At 62.5% G+C, this 16745-nt stretch carries 16 protein-coding genes and 1 pseudogene; 10 read left to right on the plus strand and 7 right to left on the minus strand.

Translation table 11 applies throughout. The annotated features are described in order from the left end of the window. Positions 1-575, plus strand: a pseudogene (locus PQQ53_RS05240) (hypothetical protein); the annotation flags it as partial. 102 nt (positions 576-677) lie between these two features. Here the strand turns inward: PQQ53_RS05240 and pdeM are convergent. Next, positions 678-1349: a ligase-associated DNA damage response endonuclease PdeM gene (pdeM, locus tag PQQ53_RS05245; protein ID WP_408151966.1), complete on the minus strand. Its 672-nt coding sequence runs from the start codon at positions 1347-1349 to the stop codon at positions 678-680. Next, entirely contained in the window at positions 1346-3991 is a 2646-nt protein-coding gene (locus PQQ53_RS05250; RefSeq protein ID WP_408323365.1) for a ligase-associated DNA damage response DEXH box helicase, read from the minus strand. The genes pdeM and PQQ53_RS05250 overlap by 4 nt, the downstream gene beginning before the upstream one ends. Positions 3992-4186: 195 nt before the next feature. Here PQQ53_RS05250 and PQQ53_RS05255 point away from each other — a divergent pair, with 195 nt between their 5' ends. The 5 genes from PQQ53_RS05255 to PQQ53_RS05275 all read left to right on the plus strand — a co-directional run bounded on the left by PQQ53_RS05255 (position 4187) and on the right by PQQ53_RS05275 (position 7658). Beyond that, positions 4187-4504 (plus strand): carbon-nitrogen hydrolase family protein, encoded by a 318-nt coding sequence (locus tag PQQ53_RS05255; protein WP_408323366.1) that lies wholly within the window; start codon positions 4187-4189, stop codon positions 4502-4504. Between the two features lies 1 nt (position 4505). After that, positions 4506-5075 carry a carbon-nitrogen hydrolase family protein gene (locus PQQ53_RS05260; RefSeq protein WP_408323367.1) on the plus strand — a complete coding sequence of 190 codons (570 nt, stop codon included), beginning with the start codon at positions 4506-4508 and terminating at the stop codon, positions 5073-5075. 279 nt (positions 5076-5354) lie between these two features. Beyond that, positions 5355-5705, plus strand: coding sequence for an FKBP-type peptidyl-prolyl cis-trans isomerase (locus PQQ53_RS05265; protein WP_199731420.1), 351 nt, complete (start codon positions 5355-5357; stop codon positions 5703-5705). Between the two features lie 100 nt (positions 5706-5805). Continuing rightward, positions 5806-6267: a DUF488 domain-containing protein gene (locus PQQ53_RS05270; RefSeq protein WP_408323368.1), complete on the plus strand. Its 462-nt coding sequence runs from the start codon at positions 5806-5808 to the stop codon at positions 6265-6267. 317 nt (positions 6268-6584) lie between these two features. Beyond that, on the plus strand, positions 6585-7658 hold the full coding sequence (locus tag PQQ53_RS05275; protein ID WP_408323532.1) for a DUF6765 family protein: 1074 nt from the start codon (positions 6585-6587) through the stop codon (positions 7656-7658). Between the two features lie 75 nt (positions 7659-7733). Here the strand turns inward: PQQ53_RS05275 and PQQ53_RS05280 are convergent, their stop codons facing one another. Next, positions 7734-7970: a hypothetical protein gene (locus PQQ53_RS05280; protein ID WP_408139100.1), complete on the minus strand. Its 237-nt coding sequence runs from the start codon at positions 7968-7970 to the stop codon at positions 7734-7736. A gap of 401 nt (positions 7971-8371) precedes the next feature. On the opposite strand from PQQ53_RS05280, the gene PQQ53_RS05285 reads away from it, so the two are divergent. The 4 genes from PQQ53_RS05285 to cls all read left to right on the plus strand — a co-directional run bounded on the left by PQQ53_RS05285 (position 8372) and on the right by cls (position 11714). Continuing rightward, positions 8372-8710, plus strand: a complete 339-nt coding sequence (locus PQQ53_RS05285) for a hypothetical protein (RefSeq protein WP_408139098.1) — start codon at positions 8372-8374, stop codon at positions 8708-8710. 208 nt (positions 8711-8918) lie between these two features. After that, positions 8919-9791, plus strand: coding sequence for an H-NS histone family protein (locus PQQ53_RS05290; RefSeq protein ID WP_408323369.1), 873 nt, complete (start codon positions 8919-8921; stop codon positions 9789-9791). Between the two features lie 22 nt (positions 9792-9813). Continuing rightward, entirely contained in the window at positions 9814-10299 is a 486-nt protein-coding gene (locus tag PQQ53_RS05295) for a hypothetical protein (protein WP_408323370.1), read from the plus strand. Between the two features lie 152 nt (positions 10300-10451). Further along, positions 10452-11714 (plus strand): cardiolipin synthase, encoded by a 1263-nt coding sequence (cls, locus tag PQQ53_RS05300; RefSeq protein ID WP_408323371.1) that lies wholly within the window; start codon positions 10452-10454, stop codon positions 11712-11714. A 69-nt stretch (positions 11715-11783) separates the two neighbouring features. On the opposite strand, the gene PQQ53_RS05305 is transcribed toward cls, so the two are convergent. Genes PQQ53_RS05305 through PQQ53_RS05320 form a run of 4 tightly spaced genes read right to left on the minus strand, consistent with a single transcriptional unit; the run spans position 11784 to position 16594 of the window. Continuing rightward, on the minus strand, positions 11784-12737 hold the full coding sequence (locus PQQ53_RS05305) for a hypothetical protein (RefSeq protein ID WP_408323372.1): 954 nt from the start codon (positions 12735-12737) through the stop codon (positions 11784-11786). After that, the gene (locus tag PQQ53_RS05310) at positions 12731-13534 is read right to left on the minus strand and encodes a MetQ/NlpA family lipoprotein (protein WP_408323373.1); all 804 of its coding nucleotides are present in this window, start codon (positions 13532-13534) and stop codon (positions 12731-12733) included. Before PQQ53_RS05310 ends, PQQ53_RS05305 begins: the two co-directional genes overlap by 7 nt. Beyond that, on the minus strand, positions 13531-14628 hold the full coding sequence (locus PQQ53_RS05315) for a formylglycine-generating enzyme family protein (protein ID WP_408323374.1): 1098 nt from the start codon (positions 14626-14628) through the stop codon (positions 13531-13533). The genes PQQ53_RS05310 and PQQ53_RS05315 overlap by 4 nt, the downstream gene beginning before the upstream one ends. A 7-nt stretch (positions 14629-14635) precedes the next feature. Then, positions 14636-16594 carry an arylsulfatase gene (locus PQQ53_RS05320; RefSeq protein ID WP_408323375.1) on the minus strand — a complete coding sequence of 653 codons (1959 nt, stop codon included), beginning with the start codon at positions 16592-16594 and terminating at the stop codon, positions 14636-14638. Positions 16595-16745: the final 151 nt, after the last annotated feature.

The following is a 16745-nucleotide window of genomic DNA, read 5'->3' on the forward strand; positions in this document are numbered from 1 at the left end:
AGGCCATGGCGGTGGCTCGGGCAACGGCGGTTCTGGAAATGGCGGTAACGGCGGCGCGGGTGGCGGTGGTTCCGGCAACGGAGGCCATGGCGGTGGCTCGGGCAACGGCGGTTCTGGAAATGGCGGCAACGGCGGCGCAGGTGGCGGTGGTTCCGGCAACGGAGGCCATGGCGGCGGTCCGGGCAACGGCGGCTCCGGCAATGGCGGCAACGGCGGTGGCGCGGGTGGCAGTGGTTCCGGTAACGGAGGCCATGGCGGCGGCTCGGGCAACGGCGGCAACGGCGGCAACGGCGGCGCGGGTGGCGGTGGTTCCGGCAACGGAGGCCATGGCGGCGGCGCCGGCAGCGGTGGTCCTGGCGGCGCCGGCAGCGGTGGCCCCGGCAACGGTGGTCCCGGCAACGGCGCAGGCAACGGCGGCCCCGGCGGCAAGGGCGGCCCAGGCAACGGTGGCTTCGGTTCAGGCCGCGGTGGCTTCGGCGGTGGCTTCGGTGCAGGTCGCGGCGGCTTCGGTGGCGGCTACGGCGGTGGCGGCCAAGGCGGTGGTCACGGAGGGGGCAACCACTAAACGAGGATAGTTTTCTTCACAGTGCGCGGAGGCCGGCAAGCCGACCTCCGCGCCAGAAGCAGGCAGCAGAAACAAGCAACCTACGCAACCCGAGTGGACGACCCCCGTCCACTCACCCTAACGCACCACCCATCTCGATCACACGTTCCTGCACCACCAGAAACACCCTCTCTCGAGTCCCACGTCCTTCCTCGCGCGCTCCCCCGGTAAAGCTTCCAAACGCCGGCAACACGCCACACTCGATCCCGAAACGGAAGCACGGCACCCGCACCGAATCGGTCCGCGTCGTGACCCGATAGACCGGATGCACATGACCTGCGAGCGCATACGCGCCATCAACCCGCTGCGGCAGATGGCACAACGCCCACGGCCCGATGAGCCAGGGCTCCCGTACAGACTCGATAGCCAACGTAGACGGCAGCGCGCCCGCATGCCGGTCGTGATTGCCTTCCACCAGCACCACCCGCAGTCGCGCATGCCGCGCGCGCCACGCATGCAGCGCATCGAGCGTTTCCGGCGCATGCGATTCGCGCGCGTGCAGCAGGTCGCCGAGAAACACGAGCATGGCCGGATCGAATTCCGCGATCAGAATGTCGAGGCGCATCAGATTGTCGGCAGTCGAACCGATCGGCACCGGAATGCCGCGCGCGCGAAACACGGCATCCTTGCCGAAATGCGCATCAGCGACGAACAGACAGCGCAGCACAGGATCGAAACTCGCCCGCAAACTCGACAGCACCAGGGCATGCCCGGCGACGTGGACCGTCAACGAAGATGGCTTCATGTGCGCGCGGCCTTCTCGAGTTCGGCCATCATCCGCTCGACGCGATCCGCGAGCTTCTCCGTGCTGACCTTCTCGCGCAAGCGTCCGACGATCAGCGGAAACGCAAACGGCGTCGGCTTTTTCGGCCGCGTCACCACCACCCGGCTCGCGATCATGCGTTCGAGCGCGCGGCGCATGCGCTGCGCGTCGAGTTCCTGCAACAGCACTTCGTCATCGGCCTGATTGAGCAGCAGGTTGCCGCGATCGTGCTGACGAAAGATTTCATAGAAAAGGCCACTCGACGCCTGCAATTGCCGCGCGCTTTTCTGCTGACCGGGATGTCCCTGAAACACCAGTCCCGACACGCGTGCGATCTCGCGAAAGCGACGCATCGAGAGTTCCGACGAGTTGAGGCTGGCGAGAATGTCGTGCTCCAGTTCGTTGGGCGAGAGCAGCCCGCTTTGTAATTGTGCGGCCCAATCGAAGGGTTGCGCGGACAGCAGTTCGAAACCATAGTCGTTCATCGAAATCGAAAAGGTGCCGGGCTTCTCGCGCGCGACTCGCCATGCGAGCAATGCGCCGAGGCCGATATGCGCGGTGCGCCCCGCAAACGGATAGCAGAAGAAGTGATGTCCTTCACGCGACTTCACCAGTTCCACCACCAGCACGCCCGGCTCGGGCAACGCCGACCATTTCTGCTGCAATTCGAGCAGCGGCCGCACGGCGCGCATTTCGGGCTCGTCATAGATGCCGTCGGCGGCGCGCGCGAGCATCGTCAGCGTGGCGTCGGCGAGTTCGGACGAGAGCGGCATGCGGCTGCCCGCCCATTGCGGCATCGCTCCGCGCGAGGTCGTGGCGCGCCGCACCCACGCGGTCATGTCCTGCACACGGATCAATTCGAGCGCACGTCCGCCGAAAGTAAAAATATCCCCTGTTTTAAGGCGTGAAATGAACGACTCTTCGATCGCGCCGAGGCGCCCGCCCGCCAGATACGCGACATTCAACGTGCCATTCGCGACGATGGTGCCGATGTTGTTGCGATGCCGCCGCACCAGATCCTCGCGCGGCACGCGGTACAGTCCATCGCTTTCGCGCGCCACGCGATGGTAGTCGGGGTACGCGCGCAGCGACGTGCCGCCGCCTTCGACAAAGCCGAGCGCCCAGTCGAACTCCGCTTGCGTCAATTGCCGGTAAGCATAGGTGCCGCGAATTTCACCGTATAGTTCACGCGCGTCGAAGCCGCCGCCGATCGCGACCGTGACGAGATGCTGGACCAGCACGTCGAACGGTTTCTCGGGCGTTTCGCGGCCTTCTATCTGACGCTTGTCGACGGCTTCGCGCGCGGCAGCGGCTTCGACCAGTTCGAGCGCATGCGTCGGCACGATCGTCACGCGCGACTGACGGCCAGGCGCATGCCCCGAGCGCCCCGCGCGCTGCATCAAACGCGCCACGCCCTTGGGCGAGCCGATCTGGAACACGCGCTCCACCGGCAGGAAATCGACGCCGAGATCGAGGCTCGACGTACACACCACTACTTTCAGCAAGCCATCCTTGAGGCCTCGCTCGACCCATTCACGCACTTCCTGATCGAGCGAGCCATGATGTAACGCGATCAGGCCGGCCCATTCGGGCCGCGTTTCGAGCAGCGCCTGATACCAGAGCTCGCATTGCGAGCGGGTATTGGTAAACACGAGCGAGGTTTGCGCTTCACCGATCGCATCGGCGACCGCGCCGACCTGGCGCATGCCCATATGGCCGCCCCAGGGAAAGCGCTCGATGGTATCGGGAATGACCGTATCGACGATCAGCGCTTTGGGCAGCGCGCCATGCACGCTGACGCGCGGCGTCTTCACGGGCGCGAGCAATACGCCGGCGGCGAAGGACAGGTTGCCGAGCGTCGCCGACAAGCCCCACACCTGCAACTCGGGGCGCCAATGCGCAAGACGCGCGAGCGCGAGTTGTGTCTGCGTGCCGCGTTTGTTACCGAGCAACTCATGCCATTCGTCGACGACCACGAGGCGCACGTGCGATAGCACCTCGCGCGCGTCGGGCCGGGTGAGAATGAGCGTCAGGCTTTCGGGTGTCGTGACGAGCGCCGACGGCATGCGCCGGTTCTGTCGCGCGCGTTCGGCCGACGACGTGTCGCCGGTGCGCAGTCCGACGCTCCACGGCACCGCAAGCTCGGCCGCCGAACTTTGCAACGCGCGCGCGGTGTCCGCGGCGAGCGCGCGCATCGGCGTGATCCAGAGCACGGTGAGCGGGTCCGGGTGCGTGCGTGGCGCGCGCTTGCGGGACACGGGTTCGGCCGTCGCGAAGGCGCCCAGCGCGCCGAACCACACGGCCCAGGTTTTGCCCGCGCCGGTGGTCGCGTGCAGCAGGCCGCTCGCGCCCCGGCCGACTTCCGCCCATACGTCGCGTTGAAAATCGAAGGGTTGCCAGCGGCGCGCTTCGAACCATTCGCGGAGTTTGTCGGCAAACGGGCGGCGCGTGGCGGCTTCGTCTAAAGCAAAAGGGAAGGGTTCGAAGGCCGGTTCGCGTGCGTCGAGCCGCGCCTGCTGTTCGCGGCTGCGCGGAATCCGGCGTCCTCGGGGCGCCCGGCGTCGTTCCGGTGCGACGGCAGGTGTGGGAACGAGGGACTCGTCGGAATCAGTCGGCGCGGTCATCGAAAGTACTCTTTGGCATGGGAGTCGCGTGTCGACGAATGGCTCGCGGTGGATGTCTTATGTGGACTACTGAAGCGTGGCGGTGGTTCACATCGCAGTGCGGTCCGTGGTCAAATGCCGAGGCTTCGCTCGCTCATGCTTGCGCTCGAATCCGCGCCGGCGCATGGCAACGATCCATTCACTATGGGGTTCACGTTGAGTCACACACAGGTATTGCTGCCGCAAACCTCATTGCGAATCGCGGCTGCGCAGGCACAACCAGTTCCCGGCGATGTGGCGGCCAACATCGCGAGAACGGTCGAATTGACCGGTGTTGCCGCCGACCAGGGCGCGAAACTGGTGGTTTTTCCCGAGAAGTTCCTGAGCGGCTACGAGCCGGATCTGATTGCCGGCGACCCCGCGAAGTACGCATTCGACGCACACGATCCGCGACTCGAGCCGATTCGCGCCGTTTGCCGACAGCGCGAGATCGCGGTGATCGTCGGTGATCGTCGGTGCGGCGACGCGCGGTAGGGTGGCTGAAAGTGGCGCTGATGATCTGCATATCTCGTCGCTGATATTCAACCGCTCAGGGGAACAGATCGAGCCGTATCACAAGCAGTATCTCTATAGCAGCGAGGCGCGTATTTATCAGCCGGGCTCGCAGGGCTGCATGCTGGAACTCGACGGATGGCGGCTTGCGCTGAGCGTATGCTACGACTCTGGATTTCCCGAGCATGCGCGGCTTGCGGCGGTCAATGGTGCGCATGCTTATCTGGCGAGCGCGCTCTTCAGCGCAAAGACCGGCTATCACCAGTCGCGTATCTGGTTTCCCGCGCGTGCTTTCGACAACACCATGTACGTGCTGTTGTCGAATCACGTCGGTACGACCGGTGGCTGGGCGGCATGTGGGGCGAGTGCAATCTGGAATCCGTACGGCGACGTCATTGCGCAGGCTGGCCGTGATCGCGCCGAAGTGATTGCCGCGCTATTCGATCCGGCGGTGCTGGCCGATGTGCGCGAACGTGAAACGGTGCTTGCCGACTTCAACGCGCGAGGTGAGGTATTGGCGGCTAATAGATACAGGGTGCAACGGCTCGATTGAAGCACGTTCAATCGAACCTGACCGTTTGCGCAATTGGCACATCGGCGCTTTGGGCAGTTCTGGCACTCTCGCAATAGAGCGAATTGTCGGCCACGGACGCTATTTTCCGCGAGACCGGATTCGCGTCGATTGCACGAGTCGACAGAAGGCATGCATGGCACTGCCGCGCCGCGGCAAGCAACATGCGATCCGCTACAATGGCGCGCATTACCCCACTGGAGATTCGCTTTGAAATCCATCGTTGCTTTGGTTGCCGCAGCTGTTCTCTCCTCGACGGCCATGGCCGCCGCGCCTACGACCGACAAACTGCCTTCGGGCGTCATCGTCCAGCATCTGACGGTAGGCACGGGCGCCCAACCGACAGCCGACGATGTCGTCAAGGTCAACTATCGCGGCACGTTGCCGAACGGCACCGAGTTCGACAGTTCCGCGAAGCACGGCGGCCCGGCATCGTTCCCGCTCAATCGCGTGATTCCGTGCTGGACGCAAGGCGTCCAGAAGATGAAGGTAGGCGGCAAGGCCAAACTGACGTGCCCGGCGGCCACCGCCTATGGCGATCGTGGCGTCGGCCCGATTCCGCCGAATACCGATCTGACGTTCGAAATCGAACTGCTCGGCATCGGCAAGTAACACCGGTGCGAAATGCGTCGACAATTGAGCCCCGCTGCGGATGTCGTTGCGGGGCTTTTTGTTGCTCCGGGCGCGGAGTCGCCCCTGTTGGGTATTCGTCATGAAACGTGAAAAGAATGCCGTGCGGGTTGCAACTATCGGTTTCGCCGGCAAGAGTGCCGAGCATTTTTTCGATTTGCTGCGAAACGCCCAGGTGCGCACCGTTCTCGACGTCCGCCTGAATAACACCTCGCAACTGGCCGGCTTTGCGAAGAAGCAGGACCTTCCGTACTTTCTCGACAGGTTGTGCAATGCAGCGTACGTCGAAATGCCGGAACTCGCTCCCGAGCCGGATTTGCTGAAGCGCTATCAGGGCAAGCTACTGTCCTGGGACCAGTTCACGGCGGAGTACGTCGAACTGATTGCAAAGCGCCGGGTGGAAAGCAATCTGGATGTCGATCTATTTCAATCGGCTTGCCTGCTTTGCAGTGAACATTTACCCCATCGCTGTCACCGGTTGCTTGCGACCGAGTATCTAAACGCGCAATGGAATGGCCGGATGGCGGTTGCTCATCTGTCCTGAGGCTCTTGTATATATAGGGGGCGCAGGCGGAACTGCTGGAGAGGTTTTGTCTGTGCGCGCGACATTGCCCCATCTGGATGCCGCCTTCTTCTATCGGCATCCCGAAAGTTTGAATGTTCATGATCGGGCAAGTCATGCCGTTCGGCAAAGCGAACCGCTCCTTACCGCGTCGATCGGCGAATACGGATGAGGCGTCTTTTTTTAAAGCCGGACTGCTCTCGGTCGTCTACTCTCTACTCACGCGCCGACCCCGCATTCGCCCTGCCGCGCAGTCGAGAACCTTTGCCTTCATCCGTCGCGCGTCAGGAGCGCCAGCCATGAATATCGACTTTCACTATGGTGTGGTCTATATCGCCGCACGCGTCGGCGGGATGACGGCTGGCGACGCATTGACCGTGGCGCATGCCTGCCAATACGTCGACGACGCGACGACCCGGGGAATACTGCGGTTCAAGGGCGGCGAGACTTTCGAGCGGTTTGCCACCGCGCATAAGCTATTCGATTACGCCAACACCGAGAACGATCAGAACTGCCTCGTGTGGACGCCTTTTCATTTTCTGCCGGCCGCCGAAGGCGAAACCCTCGAAGAGAAGGCTATCTGCCGGCCGGACAGCGAGGTCGCCCGCGAAGTGGTGCGGCGTGCGATCCGGCAGCGCGACTCGGAGACCGGTTTGCATCGACTGGGTGTGACGCTTCACGCGTACGTCGATACCTGGGCGCATCAGGGATTCGCGGGGATAGAGAGCCCATGGAATCGGGTGCATCTATTGGAGGCCCAGGATTGCACGCGCAAAGGCTGGTTTGCCAATCTCCAACTCGTGGCCGGCCATCTGCTGGAACACATCGAGGAAGACGTATTGACGCTGGCGCTCCCCGTCGGTCACGGCGCCGCGTTGCACTATCCCGACCAGCCGTGGGCTCGCTGGCATTACATCGACGGCAGAAACAACTTCATCTCGAGACATAACCTGCCGGAGTTCGTCGAGGCGGCCGATATGGCTTGCCGCGCAGTGCGCGCCTATGTGGCGGGACGGGAAGACTTCGACATACAGCCCGGCTTGCCGGAGGATGTGAAAGAGACGCTCACCGATCTGCTCGATACGAATCGTCATGCGGACGATAACCACCGCTTGCTAGCCGTTTGCGAGTGGGTGAAAGCCGGCCGCATTCCGGGTTTGAAAGAGCGGATTCCGGCTTATATCGCCAAGGGGCGAGGTTCGTGGAAACATCTGGCGACCGGTTTGGAGTGCGACGACGACACCGGGGACAGACCGGTTTGGACGAGTACCTTTGAGAAAAGCGATTACCGGCGCTTTCACGACGCGGTCAAACAACATCGTTTCGTGACGACACAGGAGATTCTGCCTGCCCACGGACTGCGGATCGCGTAGGTTAGAGTAAGAGCGGAAGAAGGAGCCGCTGCCGAAGCTGGGTGATATCGGCGGCGGCTCCTTTTACTGACCAGACTATTGCATCTTTGCTTGCTGACGCTGGGCGGCCTGTTCCTCAGCGTGCTTCTTCGCTACATGCCGTCCGACGATGCAGCCGCCCACCGCGCCGACGACCGCGTGATGCCCCGCATAGTGACCCGCCACGCCGCCCACGACGGCTCCCTTCAGACAACCCGCCGCGTTCGCCGTGCCGGACATGGCCGAAGTGAGTGCCGCTGCTGCAAGGGCGACTTTGATAAAACCCGCTTTCATCTGAGAGTACCGTTCTGTTGAGATTGCCGAAGGTGGTGCTTTCCGGGTTCTTTTCAATAGCCAACCCAGTGCCCGTGTTCACGTGTTTCAGTTCCCGCCGGTTTTCCGCCAGGCACGCTCCGAAGTGTAGAAGCGCCGCCCCAACACAAGTGAAACAGGGCTGAGAAATCCGTAACGTTGGGTTACTTCTGTCCTCGCGTACGCATTTCGTCGGCGTCGAACGTGGATTTTTCATTGCCCCTACTGCTTTTTTTAAAGCCGGCCGCCAGGAAAGCCCACTTTCGAATAAAAAATGAACTACTGTGCTTTGAATATTCAAATGCTTGCCTATAGTAGAAGCGGCTATTGCCGCGAAGCACGGCAAACCACCTTTTCATCGATGCGGGTACGGGGAAACGGAAATGACGCCTTGGAATGCTGCAACCTATCAGTCCGGAACCTGTACGCCAGAGTCGCTACGCACGCTTGCCGGCTATCTCGAGTTGGCGCTCGACGAAGGCGAAAGTGTGGTCCTAATGCGAATTGGCACGCAGGTACGCAGCGTTTATGTCGGTAATCCGTCCGGAACTTTGGAGGATCTGACGGATTCCGGGGTGGTCGATGCCTGTCAGGCGGACGAAATACTGATGCTGACCTGTCTGGGACTTAACCGGATAACCGCGGATGGTCAACAATACCGTTTTGTACGTAGTGTGCGTTACATTGCCGACCGCCAGGCTGTCGTTTTTACGCCTGCCTGAGTCGGAATGCCGGAACTGGAAGGAAAAAGAAGAGTCTTTGGGAAAGGAAAAGAAAGAGAGATCGGATAATTGAGTAGTGGACCTGAAAGCTCCATACTCGAACGCCAGATGATGGAAGTGCGTTGGGTGCCTTAAAACACCACACAGATCTGCCTTTCTTCTTTCATTCATGGCATAGTTCGACGATTACCACCAAGGGAGGAATCAAATGCCAACGTTAGAGCAAATCCAGGCAAAGCTGAAGAAACTGCAGGCGCAGGCCGATATCCTTGTTGCCAGAAAAGCGCAAGTCGCGGTCGACCAGATTCGCGAGCTGATGCTCAAGCATGGTTTGACTACTGAGGATATCGAAGCCAAAGCAAAGGCGAGGCGAGTCGCGCGCGGCTTGAATGGCCATATCGGCACCGGCAAGGTAAAAGCCAGTGCTTCCGGAAAACCGGCGAAATACCGCGACCATAAAACCGGCGCAACCTGGACGGGCCACGGCCGTGCCCCCGGTTGGATTGCTGGCGTGAAAGACCGCACTCAATTCCTGATCGATAGCGCAAGCGAACTCAAGTCTGCGGCAAAGGCCGTGGTCGCTCATGCAAAAGCCGGTAAAGGTCAGCCGAAAGGCGCGCAGCCGCCCAAGTACCTTAATCCGAAAACCGGTGCAACCTGGAGCGGCCGTGGTCCGGCGCCCGCATGGCTCGCAACGGTGAGAGACCGCACGAAGTTCCTGATCGACGGTGCCGCGGCCAAGCCTGCGACTAAGGCGGCAGCTAAAGCAGCGACTAAAGCGTCGACGAAAGCTGGCAAAGCCAGATCGGCGGCAACCAGCGGTGCGGTGAGCAAGAAAGCCGCGGCGAAAAAAGTTGTAGCGAAAAAGGCCGCAGTGTCCAGAAAGGCTGCTGCGAAGAAAGTAACGGCAAGCAAAAAAGTCGCAGCGAAGAAAGGCGCAGTGAAACCCGCCGCGAAGAAGAGCACGGTCGCGAGGGCGGCAAGAAAAGCGCCGGTCCGCAAAGCCGCCGCTAAAACCGCGGTAACCAGCACTGCGGCAGCGCCGCAAGCCGCGACCGCCACGGTGCCAGCGAGCGCATGAGCGCAACGGAGTCGTGAAGTAGATGACTAGCACGATCGATTCACTCCGGCAGGAAGACCAGGTCGTCCTGCTGGATTCCGTTCCTCATCCGGCGGCCGATGCCGCCGAACCGTTCATCGTCGCCAGCGACCGCCGGGTGATTCTGGCTTACCCGATTGCGGAAGCCGACTTTGAACGCTTCGGACCGTTCGATCCCGACGACGATCCCTTCTGCACGGTGCTGTTCCCCGATGCCGCGTTTCATCGGCTCGGTCCACCGGGCGACGTCGATCTCGAGATTCACCCACTCGCCATGCAAGGGTTGCTCGGCTACGCGGCACACGAAGTCGTGAACTCGTCGCTCGCGGCGGAAATTGTCACCGTCGGATCGGCGGTGCCGGCATTGCGCCATTTCGTGATTACGTTTCAGGACTCGACGTTCGAATGCGTGGCGTCGGACTATACCGTGGTCGGCGTCTATGGCGCGGGCGAGATTGCGAGCCGGGAAGCGTTCGCGCTGGTCAGGTAAGTCAAGGTAGCGGCGTAGCAAAGGGCGCGCCCGCAACGGGCACGCGCAATGCGTCCGGTATGCGTGGTTAAAGCCGGACCTCGGGTCCGGCACTCTCCGTCAAACTGCAGGACGTGCGTTGCGTGTTCTGCCGCTGAGCATCGAGGCCACGCATGCTGACCATTCCCCTTACCGCATTCGTCACGCTGGTCATCATTCTGGTGATCGCCAATCTGTCGAGCGGCGAGAAGAAGATCGAACACAAGATCGAACGACTGTATGCGAGCGACGATCCGCAATTTCTTCGTTCGATGGGATTGCTGCTCGGCCCGCCTGTCGTCTCCGGCAATCGCTTTGAAATGCTGCTGAACGGCGACCGCATTTTTCCTTCGATGCTCGAAGGGATTCGCTCGGCGCGCAAAACCATCACATTTGAAACGTTCATTTATTGGTCCGGCGAGATCGGCGAGCAGATTGCCCATGCCCTCGCGGATAAAGCGCGTGAAGGCGTCGCGGTGCACATTCTGCTCGACTGGGTCGGCTCGTCGAAAATGGACAGGCGTTATCTGGAGATACTACGCGACGCGGGTGCGGCAGTGATCCAGTATCACAAGCCGCACTGGACCGGCCTTGGCCGCATGAACGATCGGACTCACCGCAAGCTGCTGGTGATCGACGGCCAGATTGGCTTTACCGACGGTGTAGGCATCGCGCCGGAATGGACCGGACACGCGCAGGATGAAAAGCATTGGCGCGATACGCATTTTCGCGTGGCCGGTCCGGTGGTCGGGCATATGCAAGCGGTGTTCATGGACAACTGGGTCAAGGCGACCGGCAATGTACTGCACGGCCCGGACTATTTTCCGCACGTCGATCCCCAGGGCGACGGTCTCGCGCATATGTTCAGCAGCTCGCCGTCGGGCGGCAGTGACGATATGCAGCTGATGTATCTGATGGCGATCACCGCCGCCACGCATAGCATTCATCTCGCGAGCGCCTACTTCGTGCCCGACAAGCTGACTATCAACGCGATCGTCGAGGCCGCGAAACGCGGCGCGAAAGTGCAGATCATCACGCCGGGCAAACGCATCGATACGCACACGGTGCGCGAAGCGTCGCGAGCCTGTTGGGGCGATCTGCTCAAAGCGGGCGTCGAGATATTCGAGTACCAACCGACCATGTTTCATTGCAAATTGCTGGTCGTGGACGAGTACCTGGTGTCGGTCGGTTCGACCAATTTCGATAGTCGCTCTTTCAAGCTGAATGACGAAGCGAACCTGAATATCTATGATCGCGACTTTGCGCGTCAGCAAACCGCCACCTTCGCGGACGACATCAGGAAGTCGCAACGCATCACGCTCGAAGCATGGATGCACCGTCCGCTGAGCGAAAAGCTGATTGAGAAGTTCGTATGGATGCTGGACACGCAGCTGTAGAAAAGGCACGGTCAAGCGATGAAAGTCGAATACGGCGGCGAACGCTGAAACGTATGCGACTTCGTCTTACTAGAGAACCGCGCCGCTCAGGTAGGCTTCGACGGCACCGGGAGCCGGTGAGTGGCCGCCGTCCGATGCCATGACAGTAGACTCGGCGAGCGCCGCCTTGGCGTGCCGATAGGCGTTCGCGAAGCCGCGCAATTCCAGGGTGACCGGACGATCCTCCAGCCGGCGACGCACGAGTGCCTGCGCAATGCAACGGTCGATCAATGCAAGCTGGCTGTCGATATAGTCGGCACATAACCGGCGGCAATGCCCGGAGACGGACGCGACCGTCAACAGCGCGGGCACGATCGAGATGGTCAGAAAGCCGCCTGCGGGAATGCGCGCCAACGCAGCGGGCGAGTCGAACAGTTCTTTGCGTAGCGCTTCGAACACAGCCTGGCCCCACACTTCGCGCTCTTTTTCGAGTGCGAGGCGGCGACGGATTAGCGCGTCCTTTGCATGAGCGTCGACGACGCGGCCTTGCGCGACCATCAACGCCGCGCCTTCGCGTTCGCCTTCGCGAATGCATTCGGCGCCGAAATACACGGCGCTCTGATTGCGCGCAGCCAATACCAGATGCTGCAGCGTGTCGGGCACGAGCGGGTCGAGTGGCACGACTTCGCACGTGAGCGGCTTGCCGTGCGAATGAATCGCGCAGTGCCCGTCGTCTTCGAGCGCGGGGCAACGCGCGAGAGAAGGGTAGTCGTAGCCTTGCGCGGTGATGCTGAAGGTATCGCCGGCACGCTGCAGCAGCGTATCTGCGAGCGTATCGAACGCGGCGATATCCGCCTCATCGAGCACGCGCTCATGTTGCCCGACGCGCACGCGTTCGCCCACGCGCTTGCGTGGTATGCGGCCAATCGCAATGCAGCCGATGAACCGGTCGCGATGCCGGAACAGCTCCGCCAACGTCATCGCCGGCGGACTATTGCAGCATTTGCCGCACGCCGAACACGCGAACGAGAACGCGTTCACCATGGCCGGCGCACCGAGTCCTGATAGCGAGTGAGAATGAAATGCGCGACGTCGTCCGAGTGATACGCGGCGACCAGTTGTGCGACCCACGCCTCGTCACGGTCGCTGTCGCGAACCGTCAACACGTTGGCATAGGGCGAGCGCGCGTCTTCGAGGCCGAGACTGTCGCGTGCGGGGTAGAGGCCCGCACGGGCCGCGTCGTCGCTGTCGATCACGGCGAAGGCCACGCTGTTCAGCGAGTCGAACAGACGCGCGCGCGGCACCTGGCGGATCTTCAGATTCAGACGGTTGCTCGTGATGTCGGCGAGTGTTGCATGCAGACCCGCGCTGTCCTTGAACGTCAGCAGCGTGAAGTTCTGTAGCAGGATCAGCGCGCGTGCGGTGCCTTCCCGATCGTCGGGAATTGCGATCGTCGCGCCGCGTTGCAACTGGCCGAGGTTCGTCAGCTTGCGCGAGTACAGCGCAATCGGAAACGTCACGGTCGTGGCGACGCTCGTGAGCGCATAGCGATGCTGTTTGCGCTGCGCGTCGAAGCTCGGCTCGTCTTCGAAGCTCGCGGCGTCGATCCTGTTCGCGGCGAGCGCGGCGTCGATCGCAGCCGGTTTGTCGAACACGACGACGTCGAGCGCGAGTCCTCGCGCGGCCGCGACGCGGCGCACCTGGTCCATGATCTCGGCGTGGGCGCCCGCGCTCACGCCGACTTTGATGACCTGGTCCGGCGCGGCCGCCAAGGCTTGCATAGGCTGCAACAATGCGGCGACGCCAAGCAGCGCCGCCGCCGCGATCTCAAGCGGCTTCATGACGCATCCCGCGATACCGTGCGAAAACCGATGTGCGCGGCCGGCAAATCCGCCTCCTGCTGTTCGCGTGAGGCGGCGCGATAGCGCACGCAATAGTCGCGCGAGCAGAGAAACGAACCGCCTTTGATGACCATCGGCGTATCGTGCCTGCGGCTGAGCGGCGCGACGGCGGCGGTATCGCCATTGGTGTGCGACCGGTGCGGACCGCTGTACACGTCTTTGGTCCACTCCCACGCGTTGCCGATCATGTCGTAGAGCCTGAAGTCGTTGGCCGCATAGCAGCCGACGGGCGCGAGCCCGACGTGCCCGTCCTCGTCGGTGTTCAGCACGGGAAACACGCCTTGCCAGTAGTTCGCACTCGGCTTGCCGTGTTCGTCGCGCGGCGCGGTGTCGAGGTCCGCGCCTTCGTGGCCCGCTTTGCCCGCGTATTCCCACTCGGCTTCGGTCGGCAGATCACGGCCTAGCCAACGCGCGTAGGCGAGTGCGTCGGCTTGCGTGACCATTGTCACCGGCTGGTTCATGCGTCCGTCGAGCGTGCTGCCCGGACCGGTCGGATGATTCCACGCGGCACCCTTCACCCAGCTCCACCACGCCAGGTCGCGCGCGTTCATCTCTTCGCGCGTAGGCGAGTGGAACACCACGGCGCCGCCCTGGCGTTCCGAATCGCTGACGTAACCGGTCGCTTTGACGAAGGCGGCGAACTGCGCGTTCGTCACGTCGGTCTGATCGATCCAGAAGCCGGCGACGTGTGTCTTGGCGTCGCTGGCGGGGCGCTCGTCTTCATAGCCAAGCTTGCTGCCGAACACGAAGTCGCCGCCATGCAGGTGCACCATGCCGGCCTGCGGATCGTCGCGCCAGCGCGCGGGCAAACCGCTGTAGCGCGCGCATTGCTTTTCCGAGCCGAGCGCGGCCAGCGGACGCGAGCGGTTCAGGTCGTCGAATGCGCCTTGTTTCGCGGGGCCGCCGAATGCGGTCGACGCGGCAGTCGAAGCGACCGCTGCGGCGGTGAACGCAGCGGCGAAGGCGGCCGCCGCGAGCACGGCGTAGGCGCCGTACAGCGCCGCGCCGCTTTTGAGCTTGAATCGAAACGTCATCGCGTGCTCAGTAATAACCGCGTGGACGCAACGGCTCGACGCCGCCGACGCTGCTCATGTAGTTGTTCCACTGCTGTACGAGGCCGTCGATCACCGACGAATTCTGCGTCGACACGTCCTGCGTTTCGCCGCGATCCGAGTTCATGTCGAACAGCTGCCAGTGGCCATCCACGGGACCGAGCGGCGGCTCGGTCCACAACGCTTTCCAGCGGCCGTCGGCGCTGCGCAGATAACCGCGCCCGTACGCTTCGTCGCCGAACGATGCGGTGTGCACCGCGCTCGTGGCCTGATCGTTCAGCACCGGCAACAGCGATTGCCCGGTGATTGGATACACGTAGCGATTGTTGTAGACCACCTTGCCCTTGTTTTCATCGACGCCGCTCAGCGTGTTGATCAGCGCGGGTGCGGCTTGCGTCGGCGGCGAAATCTGCGCGAGCGCGAGGAACGTGGCGGTGTTGTCGGTGACGTGCGTGAAGTCGCGCAGCGTCGGCTTCTGCGAGGTCTGACCCGGCAGATGCACGATCAACGGCGTGGACACGCCGCCTTCGCCCGAATAGCCCTTGGTCTGACGGAACGGCGTCGCGCTCACTTCGGCCCAGCGCAAACCGTATTGCAGGCGTTTGGCGTTTTGCAGACCGTTGTCGGTGCCGAGCGTCGAATAGACCGGCTCGGCGGCATTGGCGATGTCGGTCGCGCTCGGGTCGGCGCCGGAGTCGATCGGCCAGCCTTCCGCGCCGTTATCCGACTGGAACATGATGAACGTGTTGTCGTATTCGCCGATATCTTTCAGATGCTGGATCAGCAGGCCGATGTTGTGATCGAGGTTCTCGACCATGCCCGCGTAGATTTCCATGTAGCGCGCCTGCGCTTTCTTCTCGGCGGGCGAGAGGCTGTCCCACGACTTGTTCACGGTGCCGGGGCCGTAATCGGTGTAGCCTTGCGCGGCGCTATGCACGGCGCTCACGTACTTCGCGTTCACCGTGCCGTTGTTCGCGGTAGCGGGGCTCGCGACGAGCGTCTCCGATGCGCCGCCGTACGGCACGAAGTCGTTCGGAATGATGCCGAGCGCTTTTTGCCGCGCGATGCGCGCGTTGCGGATCACGTCGTAACCGGCGTCGTATTTGCCGGCGTAGTTGTGCAGATAAGGCTCGGGCACCTGCAGCGGCCAGTGCGGCGACGTGTATGCGGCATACGCGAAGAACGGCTTGCCGTCGCCCTTGTTCGAATCGATGTACGAGATCAGGCGTTGCGTGTAGAAGTCGGTCGAGTAGAACACGGCGGGGCTGCCCCCGGCGCCGCCCGGTTGTCCCGGCTGGCCGGGTTGCACATACTGGCCGTCTTCGGTGTAGTTCTTCGAGCCCGCCGGTTCGTGCGCGAAGTGATTGGTCGCGGCGCCGCCGAGCAGCGCGTAGCTATGCTCGAAGCCCCATTGGTCCGGCGTCTGTCCGCCGCCCGTCGTGCTGCCGACGATGCCCGAGCCGATGTGCCATTTGCCGGCCATGTAGGTGTGATAGCCGCCGTCCTTCAACAATTGCGCGACCGACAACGCGCGGTCGTTCAGGTATCCCTCATAGCCGGGCAGGCCTTTGCGCTCGTCGGTCGGCGCGCCCATCGTGCCTTCGCCGACCAGATGGTGGTCGGTGCCGGAGATCAGCATCGAGCGCGTGATCGCGCAGACGGTGCCGGTGTGATGATTCGTGAGGATGCGGCCGGATTGCACCAGCGCGTCGAGGTTGGGCGTATTGATTTCGCCGCCGAACGCGTGGATGTCGGAATAGCCGAGGTCGTCGGCCATGATGTAGAGAATGTTGGGCCGCTTCTGTGCAACCACGGGTGCCGGTGTCGGCGTCGCGTTGGCGCTCGGCAGATTGTCGTCGCCGCACGAGGCGAGTACCACGAGGCTGGCGACGGCGGCGCCGATGAGGCCGAGACGAAATGCGGAGGGTTGCGATCTCTGTGTTGTCATTGTTGTGCTGACCGGATGTGTCGGGTCGCCGATGTTAGCAATGACGTCGTTAAGGCCAAAGATCGATTTCTGCGTTGCTATGAAGGATTGCCGATATAGCTGTTGCAACGTCGCCGGGCAGTGGCGGGCGGGTTACCGCGAGTCGTCTGGC

Source organism: Paraburkholderia strydomiana (assembly GCF_046030495.1).
GTDB classification, from domain to species: domain Bacteria; phylum Pseudomonadota; class Gammaproteobacteria; order Burkholderiales; family Burkholderiaceae; genus Paraburkholderia; species Paraburkholderia strydomiana_A.

Bases quoted from the DNA above. Each gene is read 5' to 3' on its own strand.
- PQQ53_RS05265 (WP_199731420.1), top strand. From the start codon at position 5,355: ATGGCCGCCGCGCCTACGACCGACAAACTGCCTTCGGGCGTCATCGTC.
- PQQ53_RS05315 (WP_408323374.1), bottom strand. From the start codon at position 14,628: ATGACGTTTCGATTCAAGCTCAAAAGCGGCGCGGCGCTGTACGGCGCC.
- PQQ53_RS05280 (WP_408139100.1), bottom strand. From the start codon at position 7,970: ATGAAAGCGGGTTTTATCAAAGTCGCCCTTGCAGCAGCGGCACTCACT.
- PQQ53_RS05295 (WP_408323370.1), top strand. From the start codon at position 9,814: ATGACTAGCACGATCGATTCACTCCGGCAGGAAGACCAGGTCGTCCTG.
- PQQ53_RS05310 (WP_408323373.1), bottom strand. From the start codon at position 13,534: ATGAAGCCGCTTGAGATCGCGGCGGCGGCGCTGCTTGGCGTCGCCGCA.
- pdeM (WP_408151966.1), bottom strand. From the start codon at position 1,349: ATGAAGCCATCTTCGTTGACGGTCCACGTCGCCGGGCATGCCCTGGTG.
- PQQ53_RS05275 (WP_408323532.1), top strand. From the start codon at position 6,585: ATGAATATCGACTTTCACTATGGTGTGGTCTATATCGCCGCACGCGTC.
- PQQ53_RS05320 (WP_408323375.1), bottom strand. From the start codon at position 16,594: ATGACAACACAGAGATCGCAACCCTCCGCATTTCGTCTCGGCCTCATC.
- PQQ53_RS05305 (WP_408323372.1), bottom strand. From the start codon at position 12,737: ATGGTGAACGCGTTCTCGTTCGCGTGTTCGGCGTGCGGCAAATGCTGC.
- PQQ53_RS05250 (WP_408323365.1), bottom strand. From the start codon at position 3,991: ATGACCGCGCCGACTGATTCCGACGAGTCCCTCGTTCCCACACCTGCC.
- PQQ53_RS05290 (WP_408323369.1), top strand. From the start codon at position 8,919: ATGCCAACGTTAGAGCAAATCCAGGCAAAGCTGAAGAAACTGCAGGCG.
- PQQ53_RS05270 (WP_408323368.1), top strand. From the start codon at position 5,806: ATGAAACGTGAAAAGAATGCCGTGCGGGTTGCAACTATCGGTTTCGCC.
- PQQ53_RS05285 (WP_408139098.1), top strand. From the start codon at position 8,372: ATGACGCCTTGGAATGCTGCAACCTATCAGTCCGGAACCTGTACGCCA.
- cls (WP_408323371.1), top strand. From the start codon at position 10,452: ATGCTGACCATTCCCCTTACCGCATTCGTCACGCTGGTCATCATTCTG.